Raw genomic sequence first — 18,472 nt, 5'->3', positions numbered from 1 at the left:
TTAAAAATGATAGTATTTAACATGCCTAAAACTATGCATAAAAAAACGCAACCATTAATGGTTGCGTTTTTTTATTAACTTATGAAATACTGAAATAAGTTCAGTATGACAAATTATTTTACTTCTTCAAAATCTACATCTTCTACATCACTAGACTCATCTTGACTATTTGCACCTGCATCTGGTCCTGGCCCGGCTTCTCCACCTTGTTGTGCTTCAGCTTGTGCTTTGTACATTTCTTCGGAAGCTATTTTCCATGCTTCGTTTATTTTATCTAAAGCTGGAGTTATAAGAGCTAAATCTTTAGACTCATAAGCTTTTTTCAATTCTTCTAAAGCCTCCACTACTGGTTGTTTTTTATCTTCAGATAATTTATCTCCAAACTCTTCTAATTGTTTTTCTGTTTGAAAAATCATAGAATCAGCTTCATTTAATTTTTGAGCTTGTTCTACAGCTTTTTTATCAGCTTCAGCATTTGCTTCAGCATCCGCTTTCATTTTTTGAATTTCTTCTTCAGTTAATCCTGAAGATGCTTCAATACGGATATCTTGTGTTTTATTAGTGGCTTTATCTGTTGCTGTTACATGGATAATACCATTGGCATCAATATCAAAAGTTACTTCAATTTGAGGCGTACCTCGTCTTGCTGGTGGAATCCCATCTAAATGAAAACGCCCAATTGTTTTGTTATCGGCGGCCATAGCTCGTTCACCTTGTAATACATGGATTTCTACAGATGGTTGATTGTCTGCCGCTGTTGAAAACACTTGTGATTTTTTAGTAGGTATGGTTGTATTAGCCTCAATAAGTTTCGTCATAACATTACCCATAGTTTCAATACCTAAAGATAAAGGTGTTACATCTAAAAGCAATACATCTTTAACATCTCCAGTTAATACACCACCCTGAATTCCTGCTCCTAAAGAAACAACTTCATCAGGGTTAACTCCTTTACTTGGTGCTTTTCCGAAGAATTTTTCTACTGCTGCTTGAACCGCAGGAATACGAGTAGAACCTCCTACTAAAATAACTTCATCAATATCTTTTGTAGTTAATCCTGCTGCTTTTAAAGCTGTTTGGCATGGCTCAATGGTACGCTTTACTAAATCATCAATTAATTGCTCAAATTTAGCTTTTGTAAGCGTGCGTACTAAGTGCTTTGGCCCGCTTGCAGTAGCCGTAATATAAGGCAAGTTAATTTCTGTTTGTGCAGAAGATGATAATTCAATCTTAGCTTTTTCTGCCGCTTCTTTTAAACGCTGTAAAGACATAGCATCTTTACGTAAATCCATATCTTCTTCAGCCTTAAATTCATCGGCTAACCAGTTAATGATTTTTTCATCAACATCATCTCCTCCTAAGTGGGTATCACCATCAGTAGATAATACTTCAAATACACCATCACCTAATTCAAGGATAGATACATCATGGGTACCTCCACCAAAGTCAAAAACCACTATTTTTTGATCTTTTCCTTTTTTATCTAAACCGTAAGCCAATGCTGCTGCAGTAGGCTCATTAATAATTCTTCTAACCTTTAAACCGGCAATTTCACCCGCTTCTTTAGTAGCTTGACGTTGGCTATCGTTAAAATAAGCAGGCACCGTTATTACTGCTTCACTAACGGTAGTTCCTAAATAATCTTCAGCTGTTTTCTTCATTTTTTGAAGAATCATAGCCGATAATTCTTGAGGCGTATATAATCTACCATCAATATCCACACGAGGTGTATCATTATCTCCTTTTACTACTTTATATGGTACACGATCTACTTCTTTTTTTGATTCAGTAAATTTATTTCCCATAAAACGTTTTATAGAATAAACCGTTTTTGTTGGGTTAGTTACTGCTTGACGTTTTGCTGGATCACCAACTTTAATCTCGCCTCCTTCTACAAACGCAATAACAGATGGCGTTGTTCTTTTTCCTTCTGCATTTGGGATTACAACAGGCTCATTACCTTCCATCACCGAAACGCAAGAGTTGGTTGTTCCTAAATCAATTCCAATTATTTTACTCATAATTTATGTTTTTATTGTGTTGAATGTTCATTTTTAAATTCGAGTTGTATAAGTCAATCATTATGCCAACTAAAAAATACTGACACTGTGTCATATTATTTTTATTTTCAGTCGCAGTCACAGTGTACAGTAGCTCTACTTTATTGTCATTTATATTCTCTCAAATAGTTATTGTCATTATTGTAGTGTACGCCTGGCCTAACTATTTGCAGCCATAATTTTTAAAGCTTTACACCTCTGCTAAGTCATACTTTTCAGAATTTTAAAAACGACAAAAAACTTAGCGTATCTTAAAAAAAAGATTTAAAATCCGATCAATAACTGCAGAAATATCTTCAGAGAACTGATACTTATAAATAATATAGCTATATAAAACCACTAATAACAGTGTCTTTAGAGCTATATTAATTAATGGATAAAAGGGGAAGTCCCAAAAATAGAATAAAACTACAGAACTTAAAATGAGTAGTAATGTTTTTAGTGTATTAATAGTAAACGGTATCATTTTAAATGCATAGCTAACAAACAATAGCTTTGATATATTATATAAAAATATTACTATAAATGTTGCTAAGGCAGCTCCATTCCCACCATACAAAGGAATAAAAATCATATTCAATACCGCTGTCATAATAACCAACAAAACCCCTAAAAATAACACCATGCGATAATAATTACTATTAAAAAGTATGTCGTTATTATTTCCTAAAAGATTATTTAATAGTTCCGAAACTCCTATTAATATTACAATAAACAAGCCTGTTCCATATTTTTCAGGAAGCAAAACGTATAGTTCATTAATATTTAAAATAATCAGCAAAAAAATAAAACCACCAATAATAAAAAGAGTCAATGAACTGCGTTTATACAAAGTTTTTAATTCAACCATGTTTTTATCATTTAAAAGCTCAGCCGTTAACGGACTCGTTATTTGCTGCATGGCTCTGGCTGGCACGCCAATAACCGATGCCATATAAATTGCAACACCATAATAAGCTACTTCTTCAATGGGCACATAGAAACCAAGCATAAATTTATCTATCTCCAAAATGATGCTAGCAATAGACCCTGCAATAATAATAAGCGATGTATATTTTAATACATCCCAGAAACCTGAAAATTTTGAAAACCTAATCACCGGCCGTCGTAAACTAAAAGCATACAATTTCATAATTAAAACACGTACCAAATAAACACCTACTATACTATAGATTAATTCATGTGGTGTTAAAAAGCCTAAATACAAACAAATTAATAATATGGTGGTAAAAATTCTATGAAATAATTCCTTCATAAAATTTCCAAAAACACTTTGCATTTGCACTTTACTCCATGCATAAAACACTTCAAAATAAGCAAAAGCTACTGCTGAAATATAAATAAGCCACGCGTAATCTTTAATAATAGTATTTTTAATTGATAGCCAACTGATAATAGTATTAAATGATAAATAACCTATAAGCCCCAATGGTAAAATAATTGCCAATGGCAAAAAAAGCATTAGTGTTAAAAAACTGCTTTGTGATTGTCTAGTTTTATAACGAGAATAATATTTTATAATAGTATTATGTGTACCAAATGCCATTAAAGGCATCATAATATTGGCGGTGGAAAAAATGAATGTAATAAGCCCAAAGTAATCATCACTCAAAAAATTAGTAAATAAAAACAAGACGTTAATAGCTCCAACTACAATACCCAAATAATTAGTAAGAGTGTTTTTGATTGATTGTGATAAAACGGTGCCCATTATATTAGTTTTGATAAGGATTTAGTCAGCGATTTTCTACTGTATTTTTGCAAACCAATGGGGAATGATTGCAAGGATTGGTTTTGAAATGCTTTATAATACGTTAAAATAGTTGATTTTAAGGATTTGTATTCGTTATAATTAAAATAAAATCCTGTATTGGTTTCTGTTATTATGGTTTCTACATCAGATCCTTCAGGCCCTACAGCAATTATTGGTCGATTAGAAACCATGTACTCAAATAATTTACCTGGAATAATACATTTGGTATCCTCTGAATCAATTTCAATTAGTAAAAGTACCTGCGATTTTCTTTGAAACTGAATTGCTTCTGCATGAGATACATAATCTACGGTATGTAAATGAGCTTTTAGGTTATTTTTATAAATCGATTTTAAAACATCTTCACTAACCGCCCCCACTAAATTTAATTGAAAATCATTAGAAAAATCTTCATTTTCCATAATTAAGTCTCTCAACACCCTCCAAAGCACTTCTGGATTTCTTTTTGAAAGTAGAGATCCAATATGCGCCATTGAAAATTTAACGTCTAAAGGTACTTGCTCTACAGACTCATAATCATAACCGTTTGTTATAACCGAAATTGGCCTTTCTGTAATGTTCCTAAACTCATTTTTAGTAACATTACTTGTTACAACTATTTGGTCGGCTTTATTTAAAACAGCTGCTTCTAATGTTTTATGCTTTTTTTGTGCTGCCTTTGTAAGTTTTAATTGTTTGTGATAGCCAATAGTAGTCCATGGATCTCTAAAATCTGCCAACCATTTCACAGCACATTTTTCCTTTAACTTCATCCCAATAAGGTGTAAACTATGTGGCGGACCTGTAGTAATTATCGTTTCTATGTTTTCGTTTTGAATGTATTTTGAAAGGTAAACTACAGAAGGTTTAACCCAACTTATTCTAGCATCTGGAATAAAAAAATTGCCTCTTATAAAAAGCATGGCTTTTTCTAAAAAAGATTGCTTTTTGTTTTCAGAAATAATGCCTTTACTAATAGTTTTCGCTTTTTGTTTTGAAAAGATACTTGCCAATTTATAAGGCTCCCTAATTGGCTGTTTTAAAACTACTAAAGACTCAGAAACCTCATTAAGCAAACCATTGTCAACCAATGGATAACTAGGGTTCTCAGGAGTATAAACACTTGGAACTATATTAAAATCAGGGAGGTATTTTACAAATTTCAACCAACGTTGCACTCCTGGACCTCCTGCAGGTGGCCAATAATAGGTAATGATGAGCGCTTTTTTTTTATCCATTTATATCACTCTTTCAAAAAAAGAGTTTGTTGTTTATACATGATATTTAATCCTATGTCTTCTCCTAAGATAAACTTCAACAAGATTACGCTTTAAATCAAGAAAACATAAATATTTTCAATTTACTCGGTACAAAAACTGAAATAACAAACTACTTCTTCCTAATACCGTATATCAACCCTCCAACTAATAGAACACCAAACAAAATAGAGCTCCCTAAAGCAATACGACTGCCAGTTTGCACTACTTTTGGTTCAAACTTAAATTCTATGATATGTTTACCTGCTGGAATTTCCATCCCTCTCAATATATAATTTACTTCAATGTGGTCTTTCTTTTCTCCATCAATAAAAACATTCCAACCATGTTTATAATAAACCTCTGAAAATACAGCGAAACCTTCGTTGGAATTATTAGTACTGTATTTAATGTAATTTGGTTTATATTCTAAAACCTTAACAGATGCCAATGAATCTACTTTAAAGGTTTTAGAATCAGCCATTCTTGTTACAGCTACTTTTTTATTGTTCAAGCTATCCAATTCCATCATTTCCTGATTAGCATCAGCAACCTTATTTAAAGACTCTATAAACCAGGCATTTCCATTCGCTTCTTCATTTTTATAAGGGAATAAATTACCATCTTCATCTTGCGCAATAATATACTTGGTATTTAACATGTTAAGCACATTCATGTTATTCCGTGAAATATAAAAATCAAAAACTTCTCTGTAACTCTTTAATTCCGCAGCATTATACCCATTAATTGAGTTATGAAAATAAGATGGTTTTGAAGGGCCAGATACTAAATCGAATACTCTAAAATGCGAGGTGTCTTGTAAAATAAGTTTATCTACTTCATTGGCTTGAAAAGGCTTATTGACTTGGATGGCAGATATGAAATCATCATTATTCACATAACGCTTAGCAACACCTACTAAATCAAATAAAATAAGTGCTGAAAAAATGATTATTAATAGGGTTTCGCTTATTTTTTTCTTTAAAAACATAAAAATTGTTCCAGCTGAAAGCAATACCAAAATAAGCGTTCTTAATGTATCATTAGTAAAGATAGCTTTTCTATCCTCTTTTAATGCCCGAACAAAATCAGGACCATAAGCTTGAATGTATTGATCATCTCTTAGTCCCACAAAATCAAATGACGATTTAAAAAGTAAAAATAAAACTGCCAATCCTCCCGTAATAATGGTAGAATATTTCAAAGCTTTTAATTTATTTTCATCTTTTTCATAACTGTTAAATAAACGTACCAATCCAAAAACAGCCAATACAGGAACACATAGCTCCAAAAGAACCTGAATAGATGTTACCGCTCTAAACTTGTTATAAAGTGGTACATAGTCAATAAAAAAGTCTGTAATAAATCCTAAATTCTTACCATATGACAATAACAGAGCTATTAACGAACCTCCAACAAGCCACCATTTTAAACGGCCTTTAACCAAAAACAAAGCAAAAACAAACAAAAATATGACTACGGCACCAATATAAGCTGGTGCTTCAACTATAGGTTGGTTGCCCCAATACATAGGTGCATGCTTGGCTTCTTCTGCTGCTTGTGAACTGGTTGCTCCCAATTTTCGAAATGCATCATAGGTATGAGAATCTTTTCCTAAATTTTCACCATTTCCACCTCCCATAAACCGAGGAATAAAAAGATTGAAAGTTTCCAAATAGCCATAACTATAGGCGGTAATATAATCTCTATCTAAACCAGACGTGACATCTTTTAAAGAGCCATCTGGGTTTATAGTCAATTCCGTTTTACCACGAGTGCTTTCTTTTACATATTCTTGAGTAGCTATAACACCCGTAGCATTTAACGCTATAGAAAGTGCAACAGCGGCTACCAAAATTCCAACCGACTTAAAATAATGAGGTAATATTTTTTTTCTATATGCATCCACCAAATAAGCAATCCCCAAAATAATTACTAAAAACATCAAGTAATATGTCATTTGAAAATGGTTTGCTACAATTTCCAATCCCATGGCAACTGTAGTAAGCAAAAACCCAGCAATATATTTTCTTTGAAAAGTGAGCAAAATACCACTTAAAACTAATGGCATATAAGCTATGGCATGAGCTTTACTATTGTGACCCACTCCTAAAATAATTATCATATAGGTTGAAAACCCAAAAGCCAATGCACCTAAAGCAGCTAATTTAAAGTCGACTTTCAGTACTAATAAAAGCACATAGAATCCAAAAAGATATAAAAATAAATAGTCAGCGGGACGCGGTAAAAAGCGCAAGCTTAAATCCAGTTCTTTTATGTAATTATGAGGATATTTTGCACCTAATTGGTAGGTTGGCATACCGCTAAAAGCCCCATTGGTCCAATACGTTTCGGTACCCGTTTCGGCCCGAAAATCCACCTGTTGTTTGGACATTCCAATATATTGCTTAATATCATTTTGAAATATTTTTTTTCCTTGTAAAACAGGACTAAAATAAGCTAATGAAAGTGCCACAAAACCTACTAAAACAAGTAAATGTGGAATAACTTTTTTTACTGAAAATTGCATGAAACGGTTTTAATTGAATGAATGTGAAAATTAGTTATAATTTTTGAAAACAAACACGTTTAAATGATGAGTTTTCCTTCTTCTGAAAAATATCAACTTATTTGTTAATCTATTTCTTCGTAATCCACATAATCCCCAACATCTTTGTTCGAAGATTTCATATTAGGCATTTTATCAATGGTAACTTCTCCTTCCTTTTTAGGTTTTGTTTCTTGTTTTTTCTGAAAACCTCCAAATTGACCACCAAAACGTTGTTCAGCCTTTTTAGACACATATTTTATTAGAAAAGGTGTTAATAATCTAGATAAGATTTTAACCCCAAAATAAATCAACAAAATGATTAGTATTGTTCTTACTAACCCAGTAGCAGATGCATATTGTAACATACCAACAAATTTTTTCAAAAATACAATTCTAAACACTTAAAAAACGTTCAAAAATGATAAAAAAACTATAAAATATCTATATTTGAGAATCCAATGGCGAACAAAAGCAACTTACAAACACCTACTTACTTAAAGACAACACATAAAATCTTAAAAATGAAGCCACTTAAATCTACTCTTTTTTTAGTCTTTTCATTAATTTATTCAATAGCATACTGTCAATATACCGACGTAATAAACTCAAACAGACCTGGAGTTTCTAGAAGTGCTTTTTCTGTTGGAACCAATGTGGTCCAGTTTGAAGTTGGACCATATATGATTAACGAAAAACGCACACCTGCACTAAGTACAGAAGTTGATGGTTTGGGTGTTGATTTTGCAGCCCGTTATGGCTTACTATGGGAACCCTTGGAATTAAATATAGAAGGAACTTTTCAAAATGATACTAAGACATATTTATCAAATATTCCTTATGAAGATTCTCGTGCTAACTTTAAATATCTTACAATAGGTGCTAAATATTTACTTTATGACCCTTATAAAAATGCTGGGGAAGACAAACCGAATCTTTATAGCTGGAAAGCAAACCAAAGATTTAAATGGAAAACACTAATACCTGCGGTTTCTGTTTATGTAGGTGCAAATTATGACACAGAAAACAACCCATATACGGCTCCTGGTATTGAGGGCTTTAGCCCAAAAGTGATGGTTGCTACTCAAAATAATTTTTCTGGTGGCTGGGTTTTTGTTATGAACTTCATTAAAGACCGCATTGGTACTGACCAATCTGATTTTCAATATATTTTAACTTTAACTCATTCTTTCAATCCTAATTGGGTTATTTTTGGCGAAACCCAAGGGATTCAAAGTGATTTTTATGCTGATAACCTTTTTAGATTTGGTGGGGCTTATTTATGGGGGAAAAATTTTCAGTTAGATACAGCTCTAACGTTTAATACAAAAGACACTCCGTCTGTTTTTAGTGTAAGTTTAGGGGCGTCTTACAGGCTTGATTTCCATAAAGACAAAGAAATGACAAATCAAAATAACGGAACATCTGCAAAAGAAGAAGGCAATAGAAGATCAAGACGTAATAAGAAAAAAAACGAACCTTTACACGAAAAACTGGAAAGACAAAAAAGAGAAAATTCTAATTTCAACTAATACTACAGATACGATATCATACCTATGATTACACTAAAAGAAGTAAAGACCAAAAGTGAACTGAAAGCTTTTGTTAAATTCCCTTTTAAAATATACAAAAACTCTCCATATTGGACACCTCCTATTATCAATCAAGAAATAAAAACGTTCAACAAAAAAGAAAACCCTGTTTTTAATGATGCGGAAGCCACTTTATTTCTTGCTTATAAAAACAATGAGATTGTAGGTAGAATAGCTGCCATTATTAATTGGCTAGAAGTCAACGGACAAAACCAAAAAAAAATGCGTTTTGGTTGGTTTGATTTTATTGACGATTTGGAGGTTTCTAAAGCGCTTTTTAATAAAATTGAAACCATTGGTAAAGCACATGGTTTAGAATATGCAGAAGGACCCGTAGGATTTTCTAATTTAGATAAAGTTGGTGTTGTAACTGAAGGTTATGAAAACATAACAACCATGGTTACTTGGTACAACCATCCGTATTACATAAAACATTATGAAGCCGCCCAATACATTCCTGAAAAAGTATACAGAGAAAGCAGATTTCCATTTACCAATGTGAAGCCTGAGTTTTTCCATAAAGCTCAAGAGCTTATAAAAAAGCGCTACCAGATTAAAGCATTAAAATTCACTAAAACAAGTGATGTTATGCCTTATGTAGATGAAATGTTTGATTTATTTAATGAGAGCTATGCATCTCTATCATCTTTTGTAGCTATTACAGACATACAAAAAGCTTATTTTAAAAAGAAATTTATCAGTTTTATAAATCCTGAATACATAAAATTCATCATAGATAAAAATGAAAAACTCATAGGTTTTGCCATCGTTATGCCTAGTTTCGCAAACGCGCTTCAAAAAGCAAAAGGCAAACTACTTCCTTTTGGATTTAAGTACATTTTAGACGCTAAAAAGCACAGTAAAGATGTTAATTTTTATTTAATCGGTATTCATCCCGAATACCAAAACAAAGGTATACATGCCGTTATTTTTAACGAATATTATAATACCTTTAAGGAAAAAGGTATTGAAACCTGTTATAGAACCCCCGAATTGGAAGACAACATTGCCATTCAGCAAATTTGGAAACATTTTAATCCTGAAGTTTATAGACGTAGAAAAACATATAAAAGAGTTTTTGATAAATAATTGACAAAAGTATTTTCAGTTATAAAACAAAAAAATCCGATTCATAACAAATCGGATTTTTTAATATTTAATTTATCAGAAATTATCTTACTCACCCATAGCCGCCATAACAGCTGCTGATAAACGCTTATAAGTCCCATTTTCTAATCGTTCTCTAATCGCATCAAAAGCGTCTAAAGTTATTTTTACATCTTCTAAAGTATGTGTAGCAGTAGGTATTAAACGTAATAGAATTAACCCTTTTGGGATTACTGGATATACTACAATAGAACAGAAAATACCATAATTTTCTCGTAAATCTTTAACTAATGCCATCGCTTCAGGAATACTTCCTTTTAAGTAAACTGGTGTTACACAACTTTGAGTAGTTCCTATATCAAAACCTCTTTTTCTAAGTCCGTTTTGCAACGCATTTGTATTTTCCCATAGTTTTTCCTTTAACTCAGGCATGGTTTTTAACATCTCCAAACGCTTAAGTGCTCCAACAACCAATTGCATTTGCAATGATTTAGCAAACATTTGAGAACGCAGATTATACTTTAAATAATCTATAATCTCTTGATCTGCAGCAATAAAAGCTCCTGTACCTGCCATAGATTTAGCAAACGTAGCAAAATATACATCAATGCCATCTTGCACACCTTGTTCTTCACCTGTGCCAGCACCTGTTTTCCCTTGCGTACCAAAACCGTGTGCATCATCCACTAAAAATCGGAAATTGTATTTCTTTTTTAGCTCTACAATTTCTTTTAGTCTTCCTTGTTCACCACGCATTCCAAACACACCTTCTGATATCACTAATATCCCTCCACCTGTTTGTTCTGCCATTTTTGTGGCTCTTTCTAAGTTCTTTTCTAAACTTTCAACATCATTATGCTTATATGTGAAACGTTTTCCCATATGTAAACGTACACCATCAATTATACAAGCATGTGCATCTACATCATAAACAATAATATCATCCTTAGAAACTAAGGCATCAATAGTAGATACCATTCCTTGATAACCAAAATTTAATAAATATGCGGCTTCTTTATCCACAAATTCAGCTAATTCATCTTGAAGCTTTTCGTGCAAATCTGTATGACCTGACATCATTCTTGCTCCCATAGGATACGCTGAACCATATGCAATACCGGCCTCTGCGTCTGTTTTTCTCACTTCAGGGTGATTTGCCAACCCTAAATAATCATTTATACTCCATGTGATAACATCCTTACCTTGAAATTTCATCCTATTTGAAATCTGACCTTCCAATTTTGGAAAAACAAAATATCCTTCAGCTTGTGATGCCCACTTTCCTAGTGGTCCTTTATCCTTATAAATTTTTGCGAATAAATCTTTCATTTATGTAAATCTTGTTGCTATTAAAATCTAAAAACCACATCAATAAGTTGCACACTTTTCTGTAACAAAATCAAATTAATTTTGCTTCGAAATATTCAATTTAGCTTTTAATGGATTAATTTGAGGCAAAATTAAATATTTATATGGTTCGAGCATAATTTTTATGCTTCAATTATCAGTAAAAGAGAAAAAGAGATCGGATTTTGTTAAAACAACAATTACCATCTCTTTAAAATAAATTAATTAGTTATTTTATATATTGTATTTTTTCCGAAGTAACATTGATACTATCAAAAAACCCTTGTTCTTCCATCCATTTATCACTATAAACTTTACTCATATAGCGCGATCCGTGATCTGGAAAAATAACAACAACCAAATCATCTTTTTTAAATCGTCCTTCTTCTCCTAATTGTTTAACAGCTTGCATAGCAGCCCCTGAAGTGTACCCTACAAACATACCCTCACTTTTAACGATTTGCCTTGCTGTATGTGCACTATCTTCATCAGTTACTTTAACAAACTCATCAATCATATCAAAATCAGTAGCTGTTGGTATTAAGTTTTTACCTAAACCTTCAATTCTATATGGATAAATTTCTTTCTCATCAAACTCTCTTGTTTCATGGTATTTTTTAATAACTGAACCAAAAGCATCTACACCTATAACATTTATATTTGGATTCTGCTCTTTTAAATATTTTGCAGTACCAGAAATAGTCCCCCCTGTACCACTACAAGCTACAAGATGCGTAATTTTACCATCGGTTTGCTTCCAAATTTCTGGACCCGTAGAGTTGTAGTGCGCATCAATATTTAATTGATTAAAATACTGATTAATATAAACGGAACCTTTTATTTCTTCATGCAACCGTTTTGCTACTTGATAGTAAGATCTTGGATCGTCTGCACTAACATGAGCAGGACAGACATAAACCTTTGCTCCCATGTTTTTAAGCATATCAATTTTGTCTGCTGAAGATTTTGAAGTGACAGCTAAAACACAATTATACCCTTTAATAACACTAACCATGGCTAAACTAAAGCCTGTATTTCCAGAAGTAGTTTCAATAATGGTGTCGCCTGGTGTTAAAATCCCTTGTTTTTCTGCTTGCTCTATAATATAAAGAGCTATTCTATCTTTTGAAGAATGACCTGGATTAAAAGATTCTACTTTGGCATAGAATTGACCTTTAAACTCAGATGTTACTTTATTAACTTTAATAAGTGGTGTTTTACCTACTAAATCTAATACATTATCAAAAACCTGATTTTTTTGCTTCATAAATGCTTTTTATAAGTTACAAGAAATTTTAAAAAATATTAGTAACTCAAACTTAGCAAAAATAAAACTTTTTTTTTTATTAACCATGAATTCCCTCTAAATCTAATAAAAAGGCATATTCTAAAGCGACTTCTTTTAAGCTTTCAAAACGCCCTGAAGCACCACCATGTCCTGCATCCATATCCGTTTGCAACAACAGTTTATTGGTGTCTGTTTTTTTATGCCTAAGCTTAGCTACCCATTTAGCAGGTTCCCAGTATTGCACTTGAGAATCGTGTAAACCAGTAGTTACAAGTATATTGGGATACTCTTTTTCTTCAACATTGTCATACGGCGAGTATGATTTCATATAGTTATAGTACTCTAACTCATTTGGATTTCCCCATTCATCATACTCACCAGTGGTTAATGGTATAGAATCGTCTAACATAGTTGTGACCACATCTACAAAAGGTACTGCTGCAAGAACACCATGATATAATTCTGGATTCATATTGATTATAGCTCCCATTAAAAGTCCACCCGCAGAACCTCCATAAGCATATAGGTGCTTATTTGAGGTGTATTTTTGTTCTATTAAATATTTTGAGCAATCTATAAAATCATAAAATGTATTTAACTTAGTTAACAACTTTCCATTTTCATACCAATCTCGTCCTAAGTACTCACCTCCTCTAATATGAGCAATAACATAAATAAAACCTCGGTCTAACAAACTTAAACGAACAGTTGAAAACGAAGGATCTGTAGTAGATCCATAAGAGCCATAAGCATATTGCAACAGCGGGTTTGTTCCATCTAACTCGATGCCTTTTTTATAAACTACAGACATTGGTATTTTAACACCATCACGTGCTGTTGCCCAAACACGTTTGGATTCATAATTTTCTTTTTTAAACGTCCCCCCTAAAACAGTTTGCTCCTTTTTAATGTCAAATTCCCTTGTTTTTAAATTATAGTCAATTACCGAGCTTGGAGATGTTAAAGAATTAAAGCCATACCGTAAAATATCACTATTAAAATCTGGATTATTCCCTATATATGCGGTGTAGGTCTCAGAATGAAAATCCAGATAATAATCTTCCGTGCCATCCCAGCGCATAATTCTGATAGTATTCAGTCCGTTTTGACGTTCATTAACAATCAAATAGTCCTTAAAAATTTCAATATCTTCTAATAAAACATCTTTTCTATGAGGAATAACTTCTTCCCAATGTTCTTTTCCCGTAGCATTTTCTGGTGTTTTTAGTAATTTAAAATTGGTTGCTCCGTCAATATTGGCTATCACATAAAAATGATCTTTATAATGAGCAATGCTATAATCTAATTCGCGAATACGCTCTTGAAACACCTTAAATTTATCATCTGGATTATCTGCATTTAGAAAACGATATTCGTTCGTTAACGTACTAGATGATCCAATAATAATATACTTTTTTGATTTGGATTTATAAACGAAAGTATTAAAAGTTTCATCATCTTCGTAATACACTTCTACATCATTATCTGTATCGGTATGCAAAATGTGCTTACAAACTTTAGATGAGCGTAAGGTAACAGCATCCTTCATTGTATAAAACAAAGTTTTATTATCGTTTGCCCAAGTTGCACCTCCTGTTGTATTTAAGATTTCGTCGTTATAGATTTCGTTTGTAAGCAAATTTTTAATTTGAAGGGTGTATTGGCGTCTCCCTACAGTATCTGTAGAAAAGCAAGCCATAGAGTTATCTGGACTAATTGAAATACTTCCTAAGTTAAAATAGGCCAAACCTGTAGCCAAGACATTGCAATCAAATAAAATTTCTTCTTTAGCGTCTAAAGACTCCTTTTTTCGAGCATAAATAGGATAATCTTTTCCTGTTTCATAACGGGTTATATACCAATATCCATTAAGTTTATAAGGCACCGAAGTATCATCTTCTTTAATTCTACTTTTCATTTCTTCAAAAAGAACTTTCTGAAAACTTTCTGTATGTTGCATCATACTTTTAGTATAGTTGTTTTCAGCATTCAAATAATCTATAACTTCAGGGTTTTCTCTATCATTTAACCAGTAGTAATCATCTATTCTAACATCATTATGAATACTTAGTTTATGTGGTTTTTTTTTTGCTATCGGTGGTTTTATCATGCTTACTTGATCTGTCATACTAATAACTCCTTTTTTTTAAGAAGGTGCAAAAATAGTGCTTAAGAATAATATAATGAGCTCGTTTTTCATTTTAAATAGTATTGTAAGTACTTTTAACTAAATTTTAATAATTTTGTATTGAAATTAAAAACACAAAAATTATGTTTGGAGATATGATGGGCATGATGGGAAAACTTAAAGAAACCCAGAAAAAAGTAGAGGAAACTAAAAAACGATTAGATACTGTTTTAATTGACGAACAAAGTACTGATGGCAAACTGAAAGTAACAATAACAGCTAATAGAACCATTAAGTCCATTGCCATTGATGATAGTTTAATAGAAGATAAGGAACAACTTGAAGATTATTTGATTTTAGCGTTAAATAAAGCTATTGAAAAAGCTACTCGTGTAAACGAGGCTGAATTAGCTGCTGTTGCCAAAGAAGGCATGCCAAACATTCCTGGATTGGATATGTTTAAATAATACAAGACTTTTAAAGTTTATCTGTTTATCCCTTATTTAAACCCTCTTTAATTATTCCCTTGTTTTTTTAACAAAGGAGTTTAGTCTACACAACAAATTCTTACAAATAAAAACTAAACCTTTTCCAAAAACTGCAGTCTAAAAGAAAACTTATTTTACCAATTAAAAAAAACCTATGCTATAAGCTCTTGGTTTCTTATTGAGTAAGCATGTTTACAATATTAAAAGACGCTAAATGAAAAAAATTATTCCTTTCGCTTTATTAATTCTTGTAATAACTTCATTTACTGCTTTAAGTGATAATTTTTTTACCGAACTTGTTAAAGAAAAACTACAAGAATATGCTAATCAAGATGCTCCAGAAAAGATTTACGTACATACCGATAAACCTTACTATTCTCTTGGTGAAGACATATGGTTTACAGGATATTTAGTGGATGGAATTGCACATAAAGCGAACCCAAAAAGCTATATTTTCTATGTAGAATTGATTAATGAAAAAGATAGTATTGTTGGCAAAAAGAAATTATTTACTGCTGATGTAACCATTCCAGGCGACTTTAAAATTGACAAAAATTGGAATGAAGGCACTTATTTATTAAGAGCCTATACCAACTACATGAGAAATAGTGATCCTGATTATTTTTTTCAAAAGAAAATTCCAATTTTATCCCCTAACTCAAATGATAGTTTAGAACAAAAATCGATTCCCATTAATGAAAGGCAAGACAATGTATTTCTTGAAAAACCAGACTTAACTTTTTATCCAGAAGGAGGTGATTTAATAGAAAATATTAAATGTGAAGTAGCTATAAAAATTAAAAACAACTTGTATGATGATATACCTATAAAAGGAACTATAGTTGACGAGAACAATCAATTTATTACTCAATTCAATACCTCGAAATTTGGTCTTGGTAAATTTGCCTTTGTCCCTGTATCAAATAAATCCTATTTTGCAAATGTTGATATTAATGACTCTGAGTACTCTTACCCTTTACCCGAAGCATTGCCTAACGGGCATGTACTAAATATAATTAATAATGGCGATCACATTTTTATTAAAGTGCAAACTAATGCACCTAATACCTTATACCAAACTTACTTGGTAGGGCATCAACGCGGGCAATTAATTATTGATAAATTTGAATCAACAAATACAAACGAATATTTATTAAAACTTGTAACCGCCAATTTAAATGATGGTGTTACACACTTCACCCTCTTTGATGCTTCTGGAAATCCAGTCTGTGAACGACTCGTTTTTATTGAAAATAAAAAAAATGAAGTAACCGTTGATATTCAAAAAGACAAAGCATCATTAGGAACCAAAGAACCACTTAACATAAGCATAAACGTCAAAGATTATGAAGGCAACAACCTTCCTAGCTACCTCTCCATGAGTGTGATGGATCTAAATGCTTTTCCACATGATAAAAATGCAGAAAATATTAAAACTTGGCTTTTATTAAATTCTGATTTAAGAGGAGAGATAAAAGACCCTAACTATTTCTTTAATGAAAAAAACATAAACAAAAGACGCTATTTAATAGACTTGCTAATGCTCACCAATGGATGGAGACGCTTTACTTGGAAAAAATTATTATATGATAAAAACTCAGAAAGCCAATTTCCTGCTGAAAAAGGGATTTACATTTCTGGAAATACAAAATTATTAAAACCTCCCTACACCATTACACCAGCATTATCTCGCTTAACTTTTGTTAAACCACCTTTTGAACAGGAGCCCATACAAAAATCTACAGATGGTAAATTTAAATTTGGACCATATGCTTTTTTCGATTCCATCCCTGTACTTATTGAAGCTAGATTAGTAAGCTTTAATTCAGAAGAACCAAAATTTAGAGAACTATCTATTATGCTTGACAAAGAAATAGAAAGTCCTAAAGTGAATAGAATTCGAGAAGAAAATAATGTATCAGAGTATACTAAAAATGACGCTTTTTTAAAAATATCCAGATATATGGATGAAATTAAAAAAGAATTTGAACAAAAAAGACAATTATTAGACGAAATAGTTATTACAGCTAATAAAAAAGAACAAGAAGATAAACGAGAAAAACAAATGAATGAAAGAACCCTGTATGGGTTCCCTAGTCACAGACTCGACTTAGAAAGTAGCATGTCTGTATTTGGAGCACAAACAGCATACGATTTAGTTGCCCGTATGCCTGGAGTTGCTGCATTAGGAGGTGGTATATCCATACGAGGACGCAACCCTAAAATAATGATAGACAACATGACCGTAGATGTTGATTTTATAAAGTCTATAAGCTCTGATGAAATTTCATTTATCGATATTTTAACTGGCGCAAGTGCCTCTATGTTTTCTGACTCTGCTGGAGGTATAATAGCTATCTACACAAAAAATCAATATGGTTTAAACACTAGAATAAAAAGAAAACCTGGAGTTATAGACTTTACAGCAAAAGGATTTTACACAGCCCGAACATTTTATGCTCCAAATCATTTAGATGATTTTAATAAATTTATGGAGGCTGATATTAGAACCACATTACACTGGGAACCTGAAATTAAAATTGACGAAAACAGCAGTAAAAATATTTCATTTTTCACCTCCGATGCTAAGGGGCGCTATCTAATTCAAATCGAAGGCATTTCAAAAACGGGCTTACCTTTTTATAAAGTAGATACTTTTACAGTTGAATAAAAGCTAATAACCTATATACATTTTAAAACTTCAGTCTAAATCACTTTAACTCAAATAATTTTCGACTAAAATTTCATCGTCATATCTCAATATTAAAAAATCTTGTTTCCAATTTTCACAATTTGAGATTTCTTTATTTTACATACATTCTTCAATGATCCATTTAATGAAATACCTCCTACTAAATAAATTATGAAGTAGGTAAAACCTACATGTTGTTACATTTATTTCAAT

The 18,472-nt window shown here is 32.0% G+C and carries 12 protein-coding genes; 4 read left to right on the top strand and 8 right to left on the bottom strand.

Annotation, left to right across the window (positions count from 1 at the left end; genetic code table 11):
* Window positions 1-113 precede the first annotated feature (113 nt).
* The 5 genes from dnaK to APS56_RS16205 form a co-directional block, all read right to left on the bottom strand.
* A complete protein-coding gene (gene dnaK / locus APS56_RS16225; RefSeq protein WP_054730823.1) occupies window positions 114-2,021 on the bottom strand; it encodes a molecular chaperone DnaK in 1,908 nt (635 codons plus the stop codon).
* A gap of 280 nt (window positions 2,022-2,301) precedes the next feature.
* Complete coding sequence (locus tag APS56_RS16220) at window positions 2,302-3,771, bottom strand: lipopolysaccharide biosynthesis protein (RefSeq protein ID WP_054730821.1); 1,470 nt, start codon at window positions 3,769-3,771, stop codon at window positions 2,302-2,304.
* Entirely contained in the window at window positions 3,771-5,051 is a 1,281-nt protein-coding gene (locus tag APS56_RS16215) for a glycosyltransferase family 4 protein (RefSeq protein ID WP_054730818.1), read from the bottom strand. Before APS56_RS16215 ends, APS56_RS16220 begins: the two co-directional genes overlap by 1 nt.
* Window positions 5,052-5,202: 151 nt before the next feature.
* Window positions 5,203-7,599, bottom strand: a complete 2,397-nt coding sequence (locus APS56_RS16210) for a YfhO family protein (protein WP_054730815.1) — start codon at window positions 7,597-7,599, stop codon at window positions 5,203-5,205.
* Between the two features lie 104 nt (window positions 7,600-7,703).
* On the bottom strand, window positions 7,704-8,003 hold the full coding sequence (locus tag APS56_RS16205) for a DUF4834 family protein (protein WP_432416442.1): 300 nt from the start codon (window positions 8,001-8,003) through the stop codon (window positions 7,704-7,706).
* A 138-nt stretch (window positions 8,004-8,141) separates the two neighbouring features.
* Here APS56_RS16205 and APS56_RS16200 point away from each other — a divergent pair, with 138 nt between their 5' ends.
* The gene (locus APS56_RS16200; RefSeq protein WP_054731453.1) at window positions 8,142-9,149 is read left to right on the top strand and encodes a transporter; all 1,008 of its coding nucleotides are present in this window, start codon (window positions 8,142-8,144) and stop codon (window positions 9,147-9,149) included.
* A 24-nt stretch (window positions 9,150-9,173) separates the two neighbouring features.
* The gene (locus APS56_RS16195; RefSeq protein ID WP_054730812.1) at window positions 9,174-10,298 is read left to right on the top strand and encodes a GNAT family N-acetyltransferase; all 1,125 of its coding nucleotides are present in this window, start codon (window positions 9,174-9,176) and stop codon (window positions 10,296-10,298) included.
* An 87-nt stretch (window positions 10,299-10,385) separates the two neighbouring features.
* Here APS56_RS16195 and capB read toward each other — a convergent pair whose 3' ends face one another.
* From capB to APS56_RS16180, 3 genes are all read right to left on the bottom strand, one after another.
* Window positions 10,386-11,645, bottom strand: a complete 1,260-nt coding sequence (capB, locus tag APS56_RS16190) for a cysteate-C-fatty acyltransferase (protein ID WP_054730809.1) — start codon at window positions 11,643-11,645, stop codon at window positions 10,386-10,388.
* A 247-nt stretch (window positions 11,646-11,892) separates the two neighbouring features.
* Window positions 11,893-12,930, bottom strand: a complete 1,038-nt coding sequence (gene capA / locus APS56_RS16185) for a cysteate synthase (RefSeq protein ID WP_054730806.1) — start codon at window positions 12,928-12,930, stop codon at window positions 11,893-11,895.
* A gap of 79 nt (window positions 12,931-13,009) precedes the next feature.
* Window positions 13,010-15,079 carry a S9 family peptidase gene (locus APS56_RS16180; protein ID WP_054730803.1) on the bottom strand — a complete coding sequence of 690 codons (2,070 nt, stop codon included), beginning with the start codon at window positions 15,077-15,079 and terminating at the stop codon, window positions 13,010-13,012.
* A gap of 143 nt (window positions 15,080-15,222) precedes the next feature.
* On the opposite strand from APS56_RS16180, the gene APS56_RS16175 reads away from it, so the two are divergent.
* Entirely contained in the window at window positions 15,223-15,546 is a 324-nt protein-coding gene (locus APS56_RS16175) for a YbaB/EbfC family nucleoid-associated protein (protein ID WP_054730800.1), read from the top strand.
* A 235-nt stretch (window positions 15,547-15,781) separates the two neighbouring features.
* Window positions 15,782-18,238: a TonB-dependent receptor plug domain-containing protein gene (locus APS56_RS16170; RefSeq protein ID WP_054730797.1), complete on the top strand. Its 2,457-nt coding sequence runs from the start codon at window positions 15,782-15,784 to the stop codon at window positions 18,236-18,238.
* Window positions 18,239-18,472 lie beyond the last annotated feature (234 nt).

This window comes from Pseudalgibacter alginicilyticus (assembly GCF_001310225.1).
In the GTDB taxonomy this organism is placed as follows: domain Bacteria; phylum Bacteroidota; class Bacteroidia; order Flavobacteriales; family Flavobacteriaceae; genus Pseudalgibacter; species Pseudalgibacter alginicilyticus.
The sequence above is the reverse complement of the archived record's forward strand: the minus strand, read 5'-3'. Positions and strand labels throughout refer to the sequence as shown.